Consider the following 15,980-nt stretch of genomic DNA (forward strand, 5'->3'; position numbering starts at 1 on the left):
GCTGGTTGGCCATGGCCCCGCGACTCCTCGTCTACACCCGCACGACCGCCTTCCGCCACGACTCCATCCCGGCCGCCGTGGCCGCCGTAAGCACACTCGGCGACTTCGACGTGGACCACACCGAGGAGCCCGAGGCCTTCGAGCGGCCCCTGGACGGGTACGCGGCCGTCGTGTTCCTCTCCACCAGCGGCGAGGTACTGACACCGGCCGGCCGCGAGCGGCTCGCCGCGTACGTCGAGGCGGGCGGCGGATTCGTCGGCATACACGCGGCGGCCTGCACGGAGTACGACTGGCCGTACTACGGCGAACTGCTCGGCGCCCGATTCGCCCGACACCCGGCGTACCAGCCAGGCAAGGCGATGATCGAGGACCGAGCCCACCCCGCGACCGAACACCTGCCACCCGTCTGGCACTTCACCGACGAGTGGTACGACTTCCGCACCAACCCGCGCGGCACGGTACGGGTACTGATATCCGCCGACGAGTCGTCGTACGAGGGCGGAGGAATGGGCGGCGACCACCCGTTGGCGTGGTGCAGAGAGCAGGGCGCGGGCAACGGCCGAGTCTTCTACACGGCTCTCGGCCACGCCGAGGAGGCATACGAAGACCCGGACTTCCGCGCCCACCTGCTGGGCGGCATCACCTGGGCAACGGGCCTGAGTCAGAGGCACCCCTTCGGGGGCGTGGGCAGTCCCATTTCCCCAGATCGGCGGCAACCGACCTGATCGAGACCACCGTGCTGGTCTCCGCCCTGCCCGAACACCGAAAGTCGCGTGGGCCGGGCGCGCCTACGGGTGCGTGTCCGTGATCGAGATGACCTCGTCGAGGTGGTCCAGGGTGGCTTGCAGGTCGTCGATCCTGGCCTGGATGCGCTCGCGCTCGGCTCGCAGCATGGCTCGTTGCCCGGCGTCGGTGTGCCCGGCGTCCCAGCACGGCAGGAGTTCGGTGATCCTTCGGCTGGTGAGGCCGGCGGCGAACATCTGCTGGAAGAAGCGGACCCGGGGGATGGCGTCCTGCCGGTACAGGCGCTGGCCGGACGGGCTGCGCTCCGCGACGAGCAGCCCCTGCTGCTCGTAGTAGCGCACGGCGCGCACCGAGACGCCGCCACCTCGTGCCACCTCGCCGATGCGGATCAACCGCTCGGCTGCGGCCACTGCGACAGTCATGGTGATTCCCCTCACCCCTGGCCCCGACGACCAGCACTTGCCTCTGACGTTAGCGTCACGTTTTAGCGTACCGGTCATGGAAATCAACAACTCCGTCGCCCTTGTCACCGGAGCCAACCGCGGCCTGGGCCGCGCCTTCGCCCAGCGCCTGCTCGAACGGGGCGCCCGCAAGGTCTACGCGACGGCCCGCCGACCGGAGAGCGTGGACCTGCCCGGGGTCGAGGTGCTGCCCCTCGACATCGCCGATCCCGCATCCGTGAGGGCCGCCGCCGAGGCCGCCCCGGACGTCTCGCTGCTCATCAACAACGCGGGAATCCAGACGGGGACCGACCTGGTGACCGGTTCGCTGGACGCGGTGCGGCACGAACTGGAGACCAACGTGTTCGGCCACCTGGGAATGATCCGGGAGTTCGCGCCGGCGCTCGCCAGGAACGGCGGGGGCGCGATCGTCAACGTCCTCTCCGCCATGTCGTGGTTCGGGGGCCAGGGCGCCAATGCCTACCACCTGACCAAGGCCGCCGCCTGGGCCATGACCAACGGCGTCCGGCTGGAGCTCGCCGAACAGGGCACGCTCGTCACAGCGGTACACCTCGGCCTGGCCGACACCGACATGGCGGCGGGCTGGCCCGTGGACAAGCTCGCTCCGTCGGACCTGGCCGACGCGGCGCTCGACGGTGTCGAGGCGGGCTCCGCCGAGGTCCTCGCCGACCAGTGGAGCCGGGACATCAAGTCCCGTCTGCCGCTGACGCCGGAAGAGTTCAACGCAGCGATGGACCGCGCCCTGGCGGCGCTGATGGCGGCCTGAGGGACCCCTCGAGCCGCGATGGCCCATGCCGCGTTGTTGGTGGTCGTCAGCCGTACCGCCACGGCGCGAGGGCGAGGTCGAGGTCGAGGTCGAGCACGGCGAAGGCGCCTTCGTTGCGGTGCGGCCGTGGAGGAGGTCCGGGTGTTCACCATCGCCCGGCGCAGCGTGGTCAACCAGGGTTTCGACCACCTGTACGTCAGAGAGCCGTCACTCCTCAGCCGTCACCGCAAAGGCTTCAGACCCGGACACCATGATCAGCGTGCCCGGGTCGATGCGCCCTCAGCAGAGATCGAGGCGATTGAAGTCGTACGTCGCGTAGTCCGGGACGGTGTGGATCACGCCGTTCGGAGGGATGTAGACCTGGTACTGGGGCCCCCAGAAGTGGACCTGGGCTCCGCCAGTCTGGTTGTTGCGAACAGCGAGCGCGTTGATGAAGTTCGAGAGCGACCGCGTTTCGCACCTGAACAGATGGAAGACGCTGTGTGTGCCGTCGCCCTGGCCAACCGACACGCAGGCGATTCCAGATGCCAAGGAGCACGCCACCAGCGCCGCGTTCCGATCGGCACTCGACACATTCCGCTGTACCCACTCGCCCGAGAACAGCGGGGAGATCCCCGGTGTCCAGGCGGTCGGTCCGGCCGCAACGTTCGGTGCTGCCTGTGCTGCCTGTGCTGCCTGTGCTGGTGCCTGCGTCGCCAGCGGAACAAGGGCCACTGTGGCGATCACCGTCACGACCATTGCAGCCGCCCGCTTTTTGATGCTTCTCAAGGTCACTTGGTCTCCTCCGTAGTCGCAACCGACCTGACCGTTCGCTCCAGGTGTAGCGACTCGGACGTTGTTCGCGTTCGGTCCGATGGCCCGAACAAACAACTCCCGAAAACGCAGCGCTGACTAAGTACTCCAGCCGTAGATCGTGATCTTCATGTCTGATTCGCGGCTTGTCTGCGGTAATGGCTGGCCTGGGCTCGGGCATGGTGGCGGCGGCGCCAGGCGGACCAGCGGAGCCGGTGGGCTGCATCGTGCACGGGCCGGACGATCAGCGTCGTGAACAGTCGCTGGATCTCGTTGCAGGTGAGCGGGATCAGCTCGTCCGGGGCGGGATGGCGGGCGTGTTCGTCGGCGCGGACGACTGCGAGGAAGGCGTGAGCGAGCATGGTCAGGGTGACCCAGCGGGACCAGGAGGTGTAGCGGCGAACCTGGTGCTCGTCCAGTCCGGCCAGGCCCTTTCCGGCTTGGAAGGTTTCCTCCACCCGCCATCCTGACCCGGTGACGCGGACCCGCGTGGTCAGGGGCGCCGGGGCGGGCGATCAACAGCGGTAGTAGGCCAGTTCACCGGTGGTGCGGTTGCGGCGGATCAGGAGCTGGTGGCTGCCGGGCCGGGGTTCGGTCAGGTTGATGACGGCCCAGTCCTAGAAGCGGTGCCCCTTGGCGCCGGCCCCTGCCGATAGCTTCTGCCAGGCCCGCTTGGGCACCTTGGTGGCCAGGGCATCCGCTCGGAACTTCCCGGCCGCGGCAGGTCCGCCGGCAGTCCGCGCACGAAGTCCCGCGCCCGAAGGCGTGGTTCGACCCGCGCGAACCTCGCCGCTGTCCGGCCCATCAGACCCTCGAACGCCTCCTGCCACCGGGCAGGGTCTACGCTGTGAGCTACGGCCACCGCATGATCTTCGTTTGTCCACACAACTCACGATGATCATCGGTGGCCGCAGCCGTCTTATTGTCGGCCCTGACCAGCCAACATTACGATCTGTGCCTGGAGTAGGCGGCGGCGAAGGGGCAACGCAGGCGCGCCGTCCCGTATCAGGAGGACATATGCGACGTGGCGAAGTCTGGTGGGCAGATTTCAACGAGCAGCGGGCAGTCGTACTGCTGTCGGGAGAAGAGGCGTCCGGTTTCTTGGCGATGCAGGTCGTCGCTCCCGCGGGCATCGATCTCAGCGGCGTGGCCGTTGAGGTGGCAGTAGGTGCCCCCGAAGGACTGCCTCTCGAAGGCGTCCTGAGAGTCGCACTTCCACGTCCCGACCTCATCCCTTGCACTTGGCTGGTCACCCTGGCCAGGGAAGATCTGATCGGGCAGGCGGGCGTCCTGCCGTCCGCGAAGCTCAGCGAGATCGAGGATGCCCTTCGTCTCGGTGGACTCAAGTAGGCAGAGAGGGATGGACGCCGCCGATGGCGCGGCCGGTCTCGTCGAGATGGTCAATGGTGGCCGCGAGCCATATCAGTGGCGCCCCCACTCACAAGATCACGATCTACGGCTGGAGTACTGGGCAGCGCCCACGCACTACGCCAAGGCGCCCGGACGCGGCCTCTGCCGGAGACGGACCTAACGCCGCTCTCCGCGCCCTGGAACCGGCACGGCCGCCGGCCGCCACTCTCGCCTGATCAACCCGAACACCCGACCAGGACTGTCCGCCAGATTTGGCTAGTTGGGCACGGCGATCTCGCAGCCACCGTGTCCGGATTCTCGCCATCGCTGGCGTGGCTTCAGTGTTGCTCTTCGCGCTTAACGGGCTGCTGGACCAGGTTCCGGACGTGATCGACTTCGCCGGGAAGGCTCGCGACGCGTGGCACCGGTTCAAGTGTTCCGAGCTGCCGCCCGGGGCGGACGAGCAGGAGCCGCCCGCTGCCGCGTAGGCCCGTCGTGGGGTCTCTGTCGGGGAGGACCGTCCTTGGACTCAGGCGGCGATGGCCACCCGGAACCGGGTCGGAGCCAGAACGGTGCGCCCGGGAAGACACGGGGAACTGCGCGACAAGCCCCCACTGGCCCGCAGCCAAAAACGAAACCTCAGGAACCGGGAGAGCCCGGCGCAGCCGTACTACCCCGCACAACCAACCGCGTGGACAACTCCGTCCGAGTCCCTTCCGGCCGGTCCCCGGCCATCAACCGCACCAACAACCCCACCGCAGCCCCCGCCATCTCCGACAACGGCTGCCGAACAGTGGTCAACGCAGGCGACACCCACCGAGACTCCGGCAGGTCGTCGAACCCCACCACACTCACATCCTCCGGCACCCTCAACTTCCGCTCCGCCAAAGCCCGGTACACACCGAGCGCCATCTTGTCCGAGCACACGAACACCGCGGTCGGCGGCTCCGGCAGATCCAGCAGCTCCACCATCCGCCGGTACGCGACCGTCTCGTCGAAACTCCCGTAGCGCACGTACTCGTGCCGGAACCGCACGCCCGCCGAGACGAGCGCCGAGCGATACCCGGCCACCCGCGCACTGCTGCACATCTTGCGCCGGTACCCGGCGATGACCGCGATGCGTTCATGGCCCAGGCCCAGCAGATGTTCTGTCGCCGTCACTCCGCCGTGCCAGTTGGCCGCGCCCACCGACACCACCCCCGGCGGCGGTTCCAGCACCGGGTCGATCATCACGAACGGGATGTGGTGCTGGTCGAGCCAGGCGTACTGGGACGGGGTCAGTTCGGCGAGGTTGAACAGGACGCCGGAGGAGCCTCGGGTCGTGAGCTTGTCCAGCCAGCCGCGTTCAGGGCGCCCGCCCCGGGTCCGGGTCAGGCCCGCCGACACGACCACCTCCAGGCCCGCGTCGTGCGCCGCCTCCTCCACACCGTGCAGGACCGCCCCCGACCACGAGTTGTCCAGCGAGTGGACGATCAGGTCGACCAGCCCGGGCGCCTTCGACGCGTCGAAGCGGGGTCTGCGGACATAGCCGAGCCGGTCCAGCGCCTCAGTGACCCGCCGCCGGGTCTCCGGCGCCACGTCCTCCCGGCCGTTCACGACCTTCGAGGCGGTCGGTACGGAGACCCCGGCCTCCCGGGCCACGACCGCCAGCGTGGGCCCGGTCGACGTGGTGCCACCTCCGGTGCGGACCATCTGCAACCGCCTCTCCGACCTGCCCGAGGGCCATCGAAAATTTCGAATAGCGCTGCTCACACGACGGAAACATTGACCGCGTAGCAACCGCTTTCTACATTAAGCCCGCCTCAACGCGGCGTGAAGACATAGGGATTCACCTGATCGTTCCGGATCGAAAATTTCGACATACCGAACACGAAGGACCTGTATGCCCCCGGGCCACATCCACAACCCGGTACTCCCCGGATTCCACCCGGACCCCAGCATCCTGAGGGTCGGCGCCGACTACTACCTCGCGACCTCCACCTTCGAGTGGTTCCCGGGCGTCCCCGTGCACCACTCGACGGACCTCGTCCAATGGACGCCGGCCGGGCACATCCTGGACCGCGCCGACCTCCTGGACCTGCGCGGAGTCCCCGACTCGGGCGGAGTGTGGGCGCCCTCGCTGTCGTACCACGAGGGACGGTTCTGGATGGTCCACAGCATCGTCCGGACCGTCGGCTCCCCCTACAAGGACATCGACAACTACCTGGTGACCGCCGAGTCGATCGACGGTCCGTGGTCGGAACCGGTGTTCCTGAACTCCTCCGGGTTCGACCCGTCGTTCTTCCACGACGAGGACGGCCGCAGCTGGCTGCTGAACATGCAGTGGGACCCGCGCGAGGGGCACCCGTCGTTCGCCGGAATCCTGCTCCAGGAATACGACGCCCGGAAGCAGGCCCTGATCGGACTGCCGCGCACGATCCTCACCCACGACGAGCTGATCGAGGGGCCCAACGTGTACCGGCGGGACGGCTGGTACTACCTGATGCTCGCCGAGGGCGGCACCGGCTGGAACCACGGCATCCTGATGGCCCGCTCGCGCGAACTGACCGGACCCTACGAACTCGACCCCCAGGGCTCGCTTCTGACGACCCGTGACATTCCGGACTGGCCCCTGCAGAAGGCGGGGCACGGGGAGTTGGTGTGCACGGAGGCGGGGGAGTGGTACCTCGCCCACCTCGCCTCGCGTCCCGTGGCCACCCCCGACGGACCGCGCTGCGTACTCGGCCGGGAGACCTGTCTGCAACGCGTGACCTGGACGGACGACGGCTGGCTGCGACTGGCGGACGGAGGCCGCCGACCGAGCCTGACGGTGCCCGCACCCAAGACAGCGGAACCCAAGACAGCGGAACCCAGGTCGGGGGAACCTCCAACCGCCGCTTCACCCAAGGCCGTTGAGCGTGACGACTTCGACACCCCCACCCTCCCCGCCCACTGGAGCACCCTGCGCGTCCCCGCCACCCCCGACTGGCTCACCCTCACCGAGCGCCCCGGTCATCTGCGGCTGCGCGGCAGACAGAGCCCGCACTCCCGCTACGACCAGAGCCTGGTCGCGCGCCGGCTGACCTTGGTGCGCTGCGAGGTGACGACGGTGGTCGACTTCCGCCCCGCCCACTTCACCCAACTGGCGGGCCTGATCTGCTGGTACGACACCACCCAGCACTACTATCTGCGCCTCACCCACACCGAGGGCAGGGGCAGGGTGCTGGGCATCGTCCTCACCGACGACGGAGCGTACGGGGAACTCCCCGACTCCCAACTCGACGTCGACGACTGGCCGTTGGTCCACATGCGCGCCCGCTTCGACGGCGCCGAACTCCGCTTCTCCGCTTCCCCGGACGGCACGGACTGGCGGCCGGTCGGGCCCGTCCTCGACGCGTCCAGGCTCTCCGACGACTACGGCCGACGCCTGCGTTTCACCGGCGCGTTCGTCGGCGTGTGCGCCCAGGATCTGGGCGGCACCCGCACCCCCGTGGACTTCGACTGGTTCGACGTACGGGAACTCCCCGTACGAGAACTCCCTGACAGGTGAGAAACCGGTTGCTGAAATAACCCGCGCCAACCGGCTCGCCCAGTCTTTTCGAAAGTCGTCGAGACTCTTGACGTCGCCTGTTGACCGGAAGAAGCTCTGCCACGACGTATGACAACCGGTTGCTACCCCCGCCCGGTACCCGAACAACACACAGCAGGAGGTGGGACGTTCATGCACGCACAGGCCGCCGGTACACCCCCGAGCCGCCGCCGGTTTCTCGCCCTCTCGGCGGCCGGTGGGGCGGCGGTCGGCGCGACGGCGCTGAGCGGCTGCGCGCTGCGGGTGGCCGGCGCGGCCACGGGTGGCGGTGAGTCCATCACCATGATGGTCAAACTCGACGACATCTCCACGGAGTTGATCCAGCAGGCGCAGCGCGAGCTGGGTATCGGCATCACCGTGGTGCAGGACGACATCACCCGGCTGATCGCGATGCTCACCAGCGGCAACCCGCCGGACCTGGTGCGTGGCGTCGGCGCCCTCGACGCGCCGTTCTACGCGGCCCGGGGTGTCGCCGAGAACCTGGACCCGTACTTCGCCAAGTCCAGCGTCCTCAGGGTCGAGGATCTCGATCCGGCCAACGACCTGTGGCGGTTCGACGGCACCACCCAGGGCCAGGGCCCCCGCTACGGCATGGCGAAGGACTTCTCCCAGGACGGGATGTTCTGGTTCAACACCGCCCAGTTCGACCGGGCGGGCGTGGACTATCCGTCCGAGACCGAGCCGATCACGTACGAGGAGTGGTCGGAGAAGGCCGAGCGGTTGGTCGTACGGAAGAACGGCCAGACCACCGTCTACGGCGGCAGCTACAACGGCGTGAACATCGTCATCCTGCTGACGAACCTGGTCGCCGCCGCCGGAGGTAGCCTCTTCTCCTCGGACTTCACCCGCGTCGACTTCACCACCCCCGAGGCCCGCAGGGCGCTGACCTGGTACGTCGACTACGCCAAGGCCAAGGTCGGGCCGAGCCTCATCCAGCCCAACCCCGACGCCTGGGACGGGCCCACCTACGTCGCGAACCGCATGGCCATGTCCGGCAACGGCTACTGGCTGGGCGGCATGATCAACGCCGAGCCGAAGATCGCCGAGGTGTCCCGGCTCGCCCCCGCCCCCGTGTTCGAGGGCGGTCCCCGGATCAGCTCCTGCCAGGCGGGCACGGGCATGTGGATGCCGAAGAAGGCGCGGAACAAGGACGCGGCCTGGCGGGTCTTCGAGTGGTTCTTCGGCGAGGGGCCGGCCAAGGCGCGGGCGGAGGGCGGCTGGGGGATTCCGACGCTGAAGTCGCTGCGTCCGCTGATGCCGCAGAAGGAGGAGTACCAGAAGCGGGTCTTCCGGGTGCAGGAGGCCGAGTTGAGGCACTTCTCGGTCACCCCCTTCACCCCCTACGCCAAGTGGGACGCGCTCGAAGCCCTGATCAACCAGGTCATGCCGGCCGCGATGAACGGCCGGATCTCCGTCGACACCCTCGCCGGACGCCTCAACGCGTCGATCAACGAGCAGCTCAAGCGCGGTAAGGAGCAGGTGGGATGACCTCCATGACAGCCCGCAGGCACCGGGCGTTCTACCTGTTCACCGCGCCCTGGATCATTGGCTTCCTGCTGCTGACCGTCGGGCCGATGGCGTACGCGCTGTGGCTGAGCTTCACCACCTTCGACGGGATCTCCCCGAACTGGAGCTTCGTCGGGTTCGCCAACTACCGTGAGCTGCTGTCCGATTCGGTGACCTGGGACGCGCTGAGCCGGACCGGGGTGTTCGCCCTCACCTCCGTGCCGTTGTCGATCGTCGCCGGGCTCGCGCTGGCGGTGCTGGTCAACCGCCCTTTGCGGGCACGGGGGTTGTGGCGCACGCTGCTCTATCTGCCGGCCGTCGTACCGCCGGTGGGCGCCGGCCTCGTCTTCAAGGCGCTGTTCAACCGTGACTCGGGCGCCGCCAACGGTGTACTCAATGTCGTCGGCATCGACGCAGTCGCCTGGCTGGACGATCCGTACGCCCGCTACGTGATCCTGATGGCGGTGCTGTGGGCCGCCGGAAACGTCATGATCATCTCGCTGGCCGGGCTCCAGGACGTACCCCGCGAACTCCACGAGGCGGCCCGGATCGACGGCGCGAGCGCCTGGCGGACCTTCCGCAGCATCACCGTGCCGCTGCTCTCGCCGGTGCTGCTGTTCCAGGCGGTGACCGGGATGATCGCCTCGGTCCAGACGATCATGCCGTTGCTGATCGCGTCCAACCCGACTCCCGCCGGAGTCACCGCGATTCCGCAGACCAACTACATGTACATGATGCACGTGTTCGCGGAGTACTTCGCGCTCGGCCGCTACGGCTACGCCTCCGCGCTCCTGTGGGTCCTCTTCGTCCTGATCCTCATCGCGACCGGTCTGATCTTCAAGCTCACCTCCGGTGTGGTGTTCTACAACGTCGATCCGGAGGCGAAGAAGTGACCGCCACCACCGTGACTCCCACGCCCACTCCAACTCCCGCTGCCAAGAAGGCCGATGTCGGCGTCCGCGTGCGGATACGTACGTCCCGACTCGTCCTCTACACCGTCCTCGTCGTGATCACCGGCCTGATGATCGGTCCCTTCGGCTGGCTGATCATCACCGGGCTGAAGACCACGCCCGAACTCGCCGCGTCCCCCGTGCACTGGCTGCCGGACAGCATCCAGTGGCACAACTTCGCCGACGCCTTCACCCAGATCGACTTCCTCGGCTACGCCCGCAACTCCCTCGTCATCGCCCTGATCTACGCCACCCTCGTCACCCTCAGCTCCGCCTGGGTCGGCTTCGGCTTCGCCCGTCTCGACGCCCCCGGCAAGAAGGTGCTGTTCGGCATCCTGCTCGGCTCGATGATGCTGCCGCAGATGATCACGCTCTTCCCGACCTACCTCGTCTTCGCCAAGGTCGGCATGGTCGACACGTACTGGCCGTGGGTGCTGTGGGGACTGTCGGCGGCGCCCTATCTGGTCTTCCTGTTCCGGCAGTTCTTCGCCGGAATGCCGAGGGAGTTGGAGGAGGCCGCGATCATCGACGGCTGCGGCTACGCGACCGTCTTCTGGCGGATTTTTCTGCCGCAGTCCCGGCCCGTGCTCGCCGCGAGCTTCGTGATCGCCTTCACCTGGAGCTGGGGCGACTTCATCGCTCCGATGCTGTTGCTGTCCAGCGACCGCACCACGCTCTCCGTCGCGATCATGACGCAGTACGTCACCCCGGGCGGGCTCCCCGTCAACAACCTGCTGGCCGCCGGGTCCGTGATGTACGTCGTGCCGATTCTGCTGATCTTCCTGGTCGCCCAGCGCGGCTTCGTCGCCGGGATGTCGACCACTGGCCTCAAGTGACCATCCCGTCCTGCTCGTTCACCCCGTTCTCGTTCACCCCTTTCCTTTTCACTCTGCGAGGAGTTCCGGATGAACCCGTCCCTGTCCCGCCGTACCGCTCTCCAGGCGGCCGGCGCCACCGCGCTCGCGGCCGGTCTCACCAACCTGACGGCCTCGTCGGCCCAGGCGGACGAGGCCGCGGCGGTGCCGGCGCTCGTCACCTACCCGCGCCCGTCCGCCATGCCGACCAACACCAGCTTCAAGGTGCGGGTCCGTACCGCCCCCGACGGCGAATGGCAGACCCTCGACATCTGGCGGCCCCAGCTGGGGGAGATCAACCCCACCACGGGGTCGAGCAAGATCTACAACTCCTCGCTGGCGTACTTCGACTTCCAGGGCTCCGTCGAGATCGAGGTCACCTACCTCAAGGGTGGCACCACCAAGGCCCGGGTGAGACCGGACTCGTACGGCATCACGCCCGAACTCCTCGGCGACACCCTGCGGTTCACGCTCGACCGGCCGCGCAACATCGTCGTCCAGATCAACGACGACATCTTCGACTGCCTCCACCTGTTCGCCCGCGCGGTCGAGAAGAAGCGCCCCGCGCCGGACGACCCGAACGTCATCTACTACGGCCCCGGCGTCCACACCACCGCCGACGGCACCCTGCTCGTCCCCTCCGGCAAGACCGTGTACCTCGACGGCGGCGCCGTCCTCAAGGCGACCGTGATCTTCCGCGACGTGGAGCACGCCGGGATCGCCGGCCGGGGCGTCCTCGCGGGGACGGCGGGCGGCGGGGCCCTCGTGGAGAACGCGCGGAACATCGCCATCGGCGCCGTCACCGTCCTCAACCCCAACGGCTACGCCGTCCAGTTGGGCGAGGCCACGGGCGTCACGATCAAGGGTCTCGGTTCCTTCAGCTCCAAGGGCTGGGGCGACGGCATCGACGTCTTCTGCAGCAGCAACGTCGTCGTCGACGGCGTCTTCATGCGCAACTCCGACGACTGCATCGCCATTTACACCCACCGCTGGGAGTACTACGGCGACACGACGAACATCACCGTCCGCAACTCCACCCTCTGGGCGGATGTCGCCCACCCCATCAACGTCGGTACGCACGGCAACACCGACAACCCCGAGGTGCTGAAGAACCTCACCTTCAGGAACCTCGACATCCTGGACCACCGGGAGCCCCAGATGGGCTACCAGGGCTGCATCGCCCTCAACGCCGGTGACAGCAACCTGATCAAGAACGTGAAGGTCGACAACGTCCGTGTCGAGGACTTCCGTTGGGGCCAGCTCATCCACATGCGGATCATGTACAACACGAAGTACAACACCTCGGTCGGCCGTGGCATCCAGGACGTCCACGTCAAGGACCTCTCCTACACCGGCAAGCCGCTCGCCACGTGTCTGCTGCTCGGCTACGACGCCAAGCACCCCATCAAGGACGTGACCTTCGAGAACCTCGTCGTCAACGGCCTGGTGATCGCCGACTCGATGAGGAAGCCGACCTGGTACCTCACGACCGACACCATCCCGATGCACACGAACGAGCACGTCACGAACCTCCGCTTCCTCACCACAGCCGAAGCCGAAGCCGAAGCCGAAGCCGACGCCGAGGCGGCAGCGACGTCATGACGACCTCCCCACTCAGCCGCCGGGGCTTCCTGGGCGGCAGCGGTGCGGCCGCTCTGCTGCTGGCGTCGGGCGGGATCGGCCTCGCCGCCGTCCCCGGCCCGGCCTGGGCGGCGGCGCGTCAACGCACCTTCGCCCACCCGGGGTTGCTGCACAGCTCCACCGACCTCACCCGGATGAGGGAAGCGGTCGCGGCACAGCAATCCCCGGTGTACGAGGGCTACTTGGCGCTCGCCGCCCACGCCGGCTCGAAGTCGACGTACACCGTGCAGAACACCGGCCAGATCACCTCCTGGGGCCGAGGCCCGGCCAACTTCCAGAACCAGGCCGTCGCCGACTCGGCCGCCGCCTACCAGAACGCCCTGATGTGGTGCGTGACCGGCGACCGCGCCCACGCCGACAAGGCCCGCGACATCCTCAATGCCTGGTCGGCCTCCCTCACCGCCGTCACCGGCGCCGACGGGCCGCTCGGCGCGGGCCTCCAGGCCTTCAAGTTCGTCAACGCGGCCGAACTCCTGCGCCACGGAAGCGATGACGACGGCGGTTACGACGGCTGGTCGGCCGCCGACATCGCCCGCTGCGAGGCGTCCTTCCTCGACGTCTGGTATCCGGCCGTCTCCGGTTACATGCTCTACGCCAACGGCAACTGGGACCTGACGGCCCTTCAAACCGTCCTGGCCATCGGCGTGTTCTGCGAGGAACCGACCCTCTTCGAGGACGCCCTGCGGTACTTGGCGGCCGGCGCGGGCAACGGCAGCGTCCGCCACCGCATCGTCACCGACGCCGGCCAGGGCCAGGAGAGCGGCCGGGACCAGGCCCACGAACAGCTCGCCGTCGGCCTCCACGCCGACGCGGCCCAGGTCGCCTGGAACCAGGGCGTCGACCTGTACGGCCACGACGACAACCGTCTCCTCGCGAACGTCGAGTACGCGGCCCGCTACAACCTGGGCAACACCGTCCCCTTCACCCCCGACCTCGACCGCACCGGCAAGTACATCAAGACGACGGTGTCGGACAAGGTCCGCGGCACCCTGCCCCCGATCTACGAGATGGCGTACGCGCACTACGCGGGCGTACGCGGCCTCGACACCCCGTACACGAAGGCCGCCGTCTTCAGGAGGACGGGCGGCACCCGCCTCATCGAGGGCAGCAACGACGACCTGCCCAGCTGGGGCACCCTGACCTTCGCGGGCACGACGGCCCCCGCACCGGCCGCGCCCACCGCCCCGGCGGGCGTCACGGCACTCGGCGAGGACGACACGGTCACCGTCTCCTGGCTCCCGTCCGCATGGGCGACCGGCTACACGGTCCGGCGGGCCACTCGCCCCGAGGGCCCGTACGAGACGATCGCCGACGCCGTCACCACCCACACGTACACGGACCGGGACGCGCACCGGGGCCGGACCTACTACTACACCGTCTTCGCCACCAACTCCCTTGGCACGAGCGGTACGTCGGGCTGGGCCTCGGCGAGCGCCGGCCTGCCCGCGCCCTGGGCCGGCCAGGACGTGGGGGAGACGGGCGTCCCCGGCTCGGCGGTCTTCGACGGTGAACGGTTCGTCCTGGAGGCGGGCGGTACGGCGGACACCTACCGCCTGGCCCATGTGCCCCTGCGCGGCGACGGCACGGTCACGGCACGGATCGTCTGGCCGCTCAGCTCCCAGTACTCCAAGATCGGCGTCACCCTGCGCGCCTCCCTCGACGCCACCGCCCCGCACGCGTCGATGCTGATCCAGGGCCTGCCGCTGCACACCTGGAGCGGGGTGTGGACCGTACGCCCGGCATCCGGAGCGCCGATCTCCGCGACCGGCAGCACCCCGGTACCGCCCTCGCAGCAGCAGGCGATCACCACGGCCGCGTCCTTCCCGATCTCCGACCTCGGGACGCTCCCCGAGTCGGCGACCCCCCTGGAGGCGCCCTACGTCGAAGGCGCCGGCGACGGCTATCGGCTGCGGGCCCCGTACTGGGTCCGCGTCGAGCGCAAGGGCCGCCGCTGTACGGGGTCCATCTCCCCGGACGGCGAGCACTGGACCCAAGTCGGTTCCAGCGAGGTCGAGTTGGGGCGCACGGTGTACGCCGGGCTCACCCTCACCTCCTGCCTGGGCATCGACGCCGAGTACGCCGAGACCGGCACCGGTGCCTTCGACAACGTCCAGGTGACCTCGGCCACCGGGTCGGTGTGGTGCACGCCCCGCCCCCGGCGCACCGCCACCGATCTGCGGGCGGCCACCGGAGCCGACGCCGTCGAGCTGACGTGGACCGACCCCGACCTGTCGGCGCGGTACACGGTGCTGCGGGGCACGCGTCCCGAGGGCCCGTACGAGAGTGCCGCCAGTGGAGTCGGTCCGGTCGGGTTCGGCACCCGGGTGCGGTACGCGGATGCGACCGGGGTGCCCGGACGGACGTACCACTACGCCGTCGCCAAGACGAACTCCGGTGGCCGTGGGCCGCGTTCGGTGCCCGCTGCCGCCCTGATGCCGACACCGTCGGCGCCCGAGACGCTGTCGGCGGGGACGGCCTTCGCCAACGTCGGCGTCCCCTTCCGGTACCTGATCCGGGCCTCGCACGAGCCCGTACGGTTTGCCGCCGCCGGGCTGCCGAAGGGGCTGCACCTGGACCGGCGTACCGGGCTGGTCTCCGGAACGCCCGCCGAGAGCGGGGAGTTCGCCGTCACCATGGCCGCGAGCAACGCCTCCGGCACGGCGACGGCCACCCTCACGCTCACCGTCTCCGCGCCGCCGCCCGCCCCCTGGACATACGGCGATCTCGGCGATGTCGTTGTCGACGAACGGGAGTTGGGGACGTACGGCGTGGTCGCGATACGTACACCCGGCTCGACCTCGTACAAGGAGGACGACGGGGACGGGACCTTCGTCGTACGCGGCTCCGGGACCGATCTGAACGTCAACGGGCAGGGAATGACCGGGCAGTTCGTCCGGCGGCCCGTCACCGGGGACAGTGTTCTCACCGCCCGGCTGGTCTCCCGTACCGGAGCCACGACCGCCGACCGGGTCGGGCTGCTCATGGCCAAGTCCCTGTCGCCGTTCGACCAGGCGGCCGGGGCGATCGTCACCGGTGGCACCACCGCACAGCTGATGCTCCGGAAGACCGTGGCCGGAGCCTCCGCCTTCACCGGCACCGCCACCACCGCCCTCCAACTGCCCTGCCTGCTACGGCTGAAGCGCGTCGGGACCGCCTTCTCCGCAGCCTTCTCCACCGATGACGGCGTCAGCTGGACCCCCCTCGCCGAGGGAGAGATCCCCGGCTTCGGCGACGCCGCCTACTACGTGGGCCTCGTGGTCTGCTCCCGCGACCCCCTGGCCCGCTGCACCTCGTACTTCGACGAGGTGAGCATCACCCCCACCTGAATCCCCATGGGATTGGAGATGC

Annotated in this window: 14 protein-coding genes and 1 pseudogene; 11 read left to right on the forward strand and 4 right to left on the reverse strand. The window is 68.7% G+C overall.

Annotated elements, in window-relative coordinates; genetic code table 11:
- Positions 1-11 precede the first annotated feature (11 nt).
- Entirely contained in the window at positions 12-725 is a 714-nt protein-coding gene (locus tag ACFYXF_RS40830; protein WP_389357302.1) for a ThuA domain-containing protein, read from the forward strand.
- Positions 726-788: 63 nt separating this feature from the next.
- On the opposite strand, the gene ACFYXF_RS40835 is transcribed toward ACFYXF_RS40830, so the two are convergent.
- Complete coding sequence (locus ACFYXF_RS40835; protein ID WP_389357304.1) at positions 789-1,166, reverse strand: MerR family transcriptional regulator; 378 nt, start codon at positions 1,164-1,166, stop codon at positions 789-791.
- A gap of 76 nt (positions 1,167-1,242) precedes the next feature.
- Here ACFYXF_RS40835 and ACFYXF_RS40840 point away from each other — a divergent pair, with 76 nt between their 5' ends.
- Entirely contained in the window at positions 1,243-1,971 is a 729-nt protein-coding gene (locus ACFYXF_RS40840; RefSeq protein WP_389357306.1) for an SDR family oxidoreductase, read from the forward strand.
- Positions 1,972-2,250: 279 nt separating this feature from the next.
- On the opposite strand, the gene ACFYXF_RS40845 is transcribed toward ACFYXF_RS40840, so the two are convergent.
- The gene (locus ACFYXF_RS40845; protein WP_389357308.1) at positions 2,251-2,745 is read right to left on the reverse strand and encodes a hypothetical protein; all 495 of its coding nucleotides are present in this window, start codon (positions 2,743-2,745) and stop codon (positions 2,251-2,253) included.
- A 146-nt stretch (positions 2,746-2,891) separates the two neighbouring features.
- Positions 2,892-3,479, reverse strand: a pseudogene (locus ACFYXF_RS40850) (IS701 family transposase); the annotation flags it as partial.
- Positions 3,480-3,780: 301 nt separating this feature from the next.
- On the opposite strand from ACFYXF_RS40850, the gene ACFYXF_RS40855 reads away from it, so the two are divergent.
- The 3 genes from ACFYXF_RS40855 to ACFYXF_RS40865 all read left to right on the forward strand — a co-directional run bounded on the left by ACFYXF_RS40855 (position 3,781) and on the right by ACFYXF_RS40865 (position 4,601).
- Positions 3,781-4,113, forward strand: a complete 333-nt coding sequence (locus tag ACFYXF_RS40855) for a type II toxin-antitoxin system PemK/MazF family toxin (protein ID WP_389357310.1) — start codon at positions 3,781-3,783, stop codon at positions 4,111-4,113.
- Between the two features lie 10 nt (positions 4,114-4,123).
- Positions 4,124-4,294 carry a hypothetical protein gene (locus ACFYXF_RS40860; RefSeq protein WP_389357312.1) on the forward strand — a complete coding sequence of 57 codons (171 nt, stop codon included), beginning with the start codon at positions 4,124-4,126 and terminating at the stop codon, positions 4,292-4,294.
- Positions 4,295-4,445: 151 nt separating this feature from the next.
- Complete coding sequence (locus ACFYXF_RS40865; protein WP_389357314.1) at positions 4,446-4,601, forward strand: hypothetical protein; 156 nt, start codon at positions 4,446-4,448, stop codon at positions 4,599-4,601.
- 151 nt (positions 4,602-4,752) lie between these two features.
- Here the strand turns inward: ACFYXF_RS40865 and ACFYXF_RS40870 are convergent, their stop codons facing one another.
- Positions 4,753-5,805, reverse strand: a complete 1,053-nt coding sequence (locus tag ACFYXF_RS40870; protein WP_389357316.1) for a LacI family DNA-binding transcriptional regulator — start codon at positions 5,803-5,805, stop codon at positions 4,753-4,755.
- A gap of 190 nt (positions 5,806-5,995) precedes the next feature.
- On the opposite strand from ACFYXF_RS40870, the gene ACFYXF_RS40875 reads away from it, so the two are divergent.
- The 6 genes from ACFYXF_RS40875 (at position 5,996) to ACFYXF_RS40900 (ending at position 15,958) form a co-directional block, all read left to right on the forward strand.
- Positions 5,996-7,642: a glycoside hydrolase family 43 protein gene (locus tag ACFYXF_RS40875; RefSeq protein ID WP_389357318.1), complete on the forward strand. Its 1,647-nt coding sequence runs from the start codon at positions 5,996-5,998 to the stop codon at positions 7,640-7,642.
- Between the two features lie 171 nt (positions 7,643-7,813).
- Positions 7,814-9,169 carry an extracellular solute-binding protein gene (locus ACFYXF_RS40880; protein ID WP_389357320.1) on the forward strand — a complete coding sequence of 452 codons (1,356 nt, stop codon included), beginning with the start codon at positions 7,814-7,816 and terminating at the stop codon, positions 9,167-9,169.
- Positions 9,166-10,080: a carbohydrate ABC transporter permease gene (locus tag ACFYXF_RS40885; protein ID WP_389357322.1), complete on the forward strand. Its 915-nt coding sequence runs from the start codon at positions 9,166-9,168 to the stop codon at positions 10,078-10,080. The genes ACFYXF_RS40880 and ACFYXF_RS40885 overlap by 4 nt, the downstream gene beginning before the upstream one ends.
- Positions 10,077-10,973 (forward strand): carbohydrate ABC transporter permease, encoded by an 897-nt coding sequence (locus tag ACFYXF_RS40890; RefSeq protein WP_389357324.1) that lies wholly within the window; start codon positions 10,077-10,079, stop codon positions 10,971-10,973. The genes ACFYXF_RS40885 and ACFYXF_RS40890 overlap by 4 nt, the downstream gene beginning before the upstream one ends.
- Before the next feature lie 69 nt (positions 10,974-11,042).
- Positions 11,043-12,593, forward strand: a complete 1,551-nt coding sequence (locus tag ACFYXF_RS40895; protein ID WP_389357326.1) for a glycosyl hydrolase family 28 protein — start codon at positions 11,043-11,045, stop codon at positions 12,591-12,593.
- Positions 12,590-15,958: a putative Ig domain-containing protein gene (locus tag ACFYXF_RS40900; protein WP_389357328.1), complete on the forward strand. Its 3,369-nt coding sequence runs from the start codon at positions 12,590-12,592 to the stop codon at positions 15,956-15,958. The genes ACFYXF_RS40895 and ACFYXF_RS40900 overlap by 4 nt, the downstream gene beginning before the upstream one ends.
- The last annotated feature ends 22 nt before the right edge of the window (positions 15,959-15,980 follow it).

The organism is Streptomyces sp. NPDC002680 (genome assembly GCF_042889145.1).
Classification (GTDB): domain Bacteria; phylum Actinomycetota; class Actinomycetes; order Streptomycetales; family Streptomycetaceae; genus Streptomyces; species Streptomyces adonidis.

Excerpts from the sequence above, each read along its gene's own strand:
- ACFYXF_RS40830 (WP_389357302.1), top strand. The coding sequence starts at position 12 with ATGGCCCCGCGACTCCTCGTCTACACCCGCACGACCGCCTTCCGCCAC.
- ACFYXF_RS40835 (WP_389357304.1), bottom strand. The coding sequence starts at position 1,166 with ATGACTGTCGCAGTGGCCGCAGCCGAGCGGTTGATCCGCATCGGCGAG.
- ACFYXF_RS40840 (WP_389357306.1), top strand. The coding sequence starts at position 1,243 with ATGGAAATCAACAACTCCGTCGCCCTTGTCACCGGAGCCAACCGCGGC.
- ACFYXF_RS40855 (WP_389357310.1), top strand. The coding sequence starts at position 3,781 with ATGCGACGTGGCGAAGTCTGGTGGGCAGATTTCAACGAGCAGCGGGCA.
- ACFYXF_RS40860 (WP_389357312.1), top strand. The coding sequence starts at position 4,124 with ATGGACGCCGCCGATGGCGCGGCCGGTCTCGTCGAGATGGTCAATGGT.
- ACFYXF_RS40870 (WP_389357316.1), bottom strand. The coding sequence starts at position 5,805 with ATGGTCCGCACCGGAGGTGGCACCACGTCGACCGGGCCCACGCTGGCG.
- ACFYXF_RS40875 (WP_389357318.1), top strand. The coding sequence starts at position 5,996 with ATGCCCCCGGGCCACATCCACAACCCGGTACTCCCCGGATTCCACCCG.
- ACFYXF_RS40880 (WP_389357320.1), top strand. The coding sequence starts at position 7,814 with ATGCACGCACAGGCCGCCGGTACACCCCCGAGCCGCCGCCGGTTTCTC.
- ACFYXF_RS40885 (WP_389357322.1), top strand. The coding sequence starts at position 9,166 with ATGACCTCCATGACAGCCCGCAGGCACCGGGCGTTCTACCTGTTCACC.
- ACFYXF_RS40895 (WP_389357326.1), top strand. The coding sequence starts at position 11,043 with ATGAACCCGTCCCTGTCCCGCCGTACCGCTCTCCAGGCGGCCGGCGCC.
- ACFYXF_RS40900 (WP_389357328.1), top strand. The coding sequence starts at position 12,590 with ATGACGACCTCCCCACTCAGCCGCCGGGGCTTCCTGGGCGGCAGCGGT.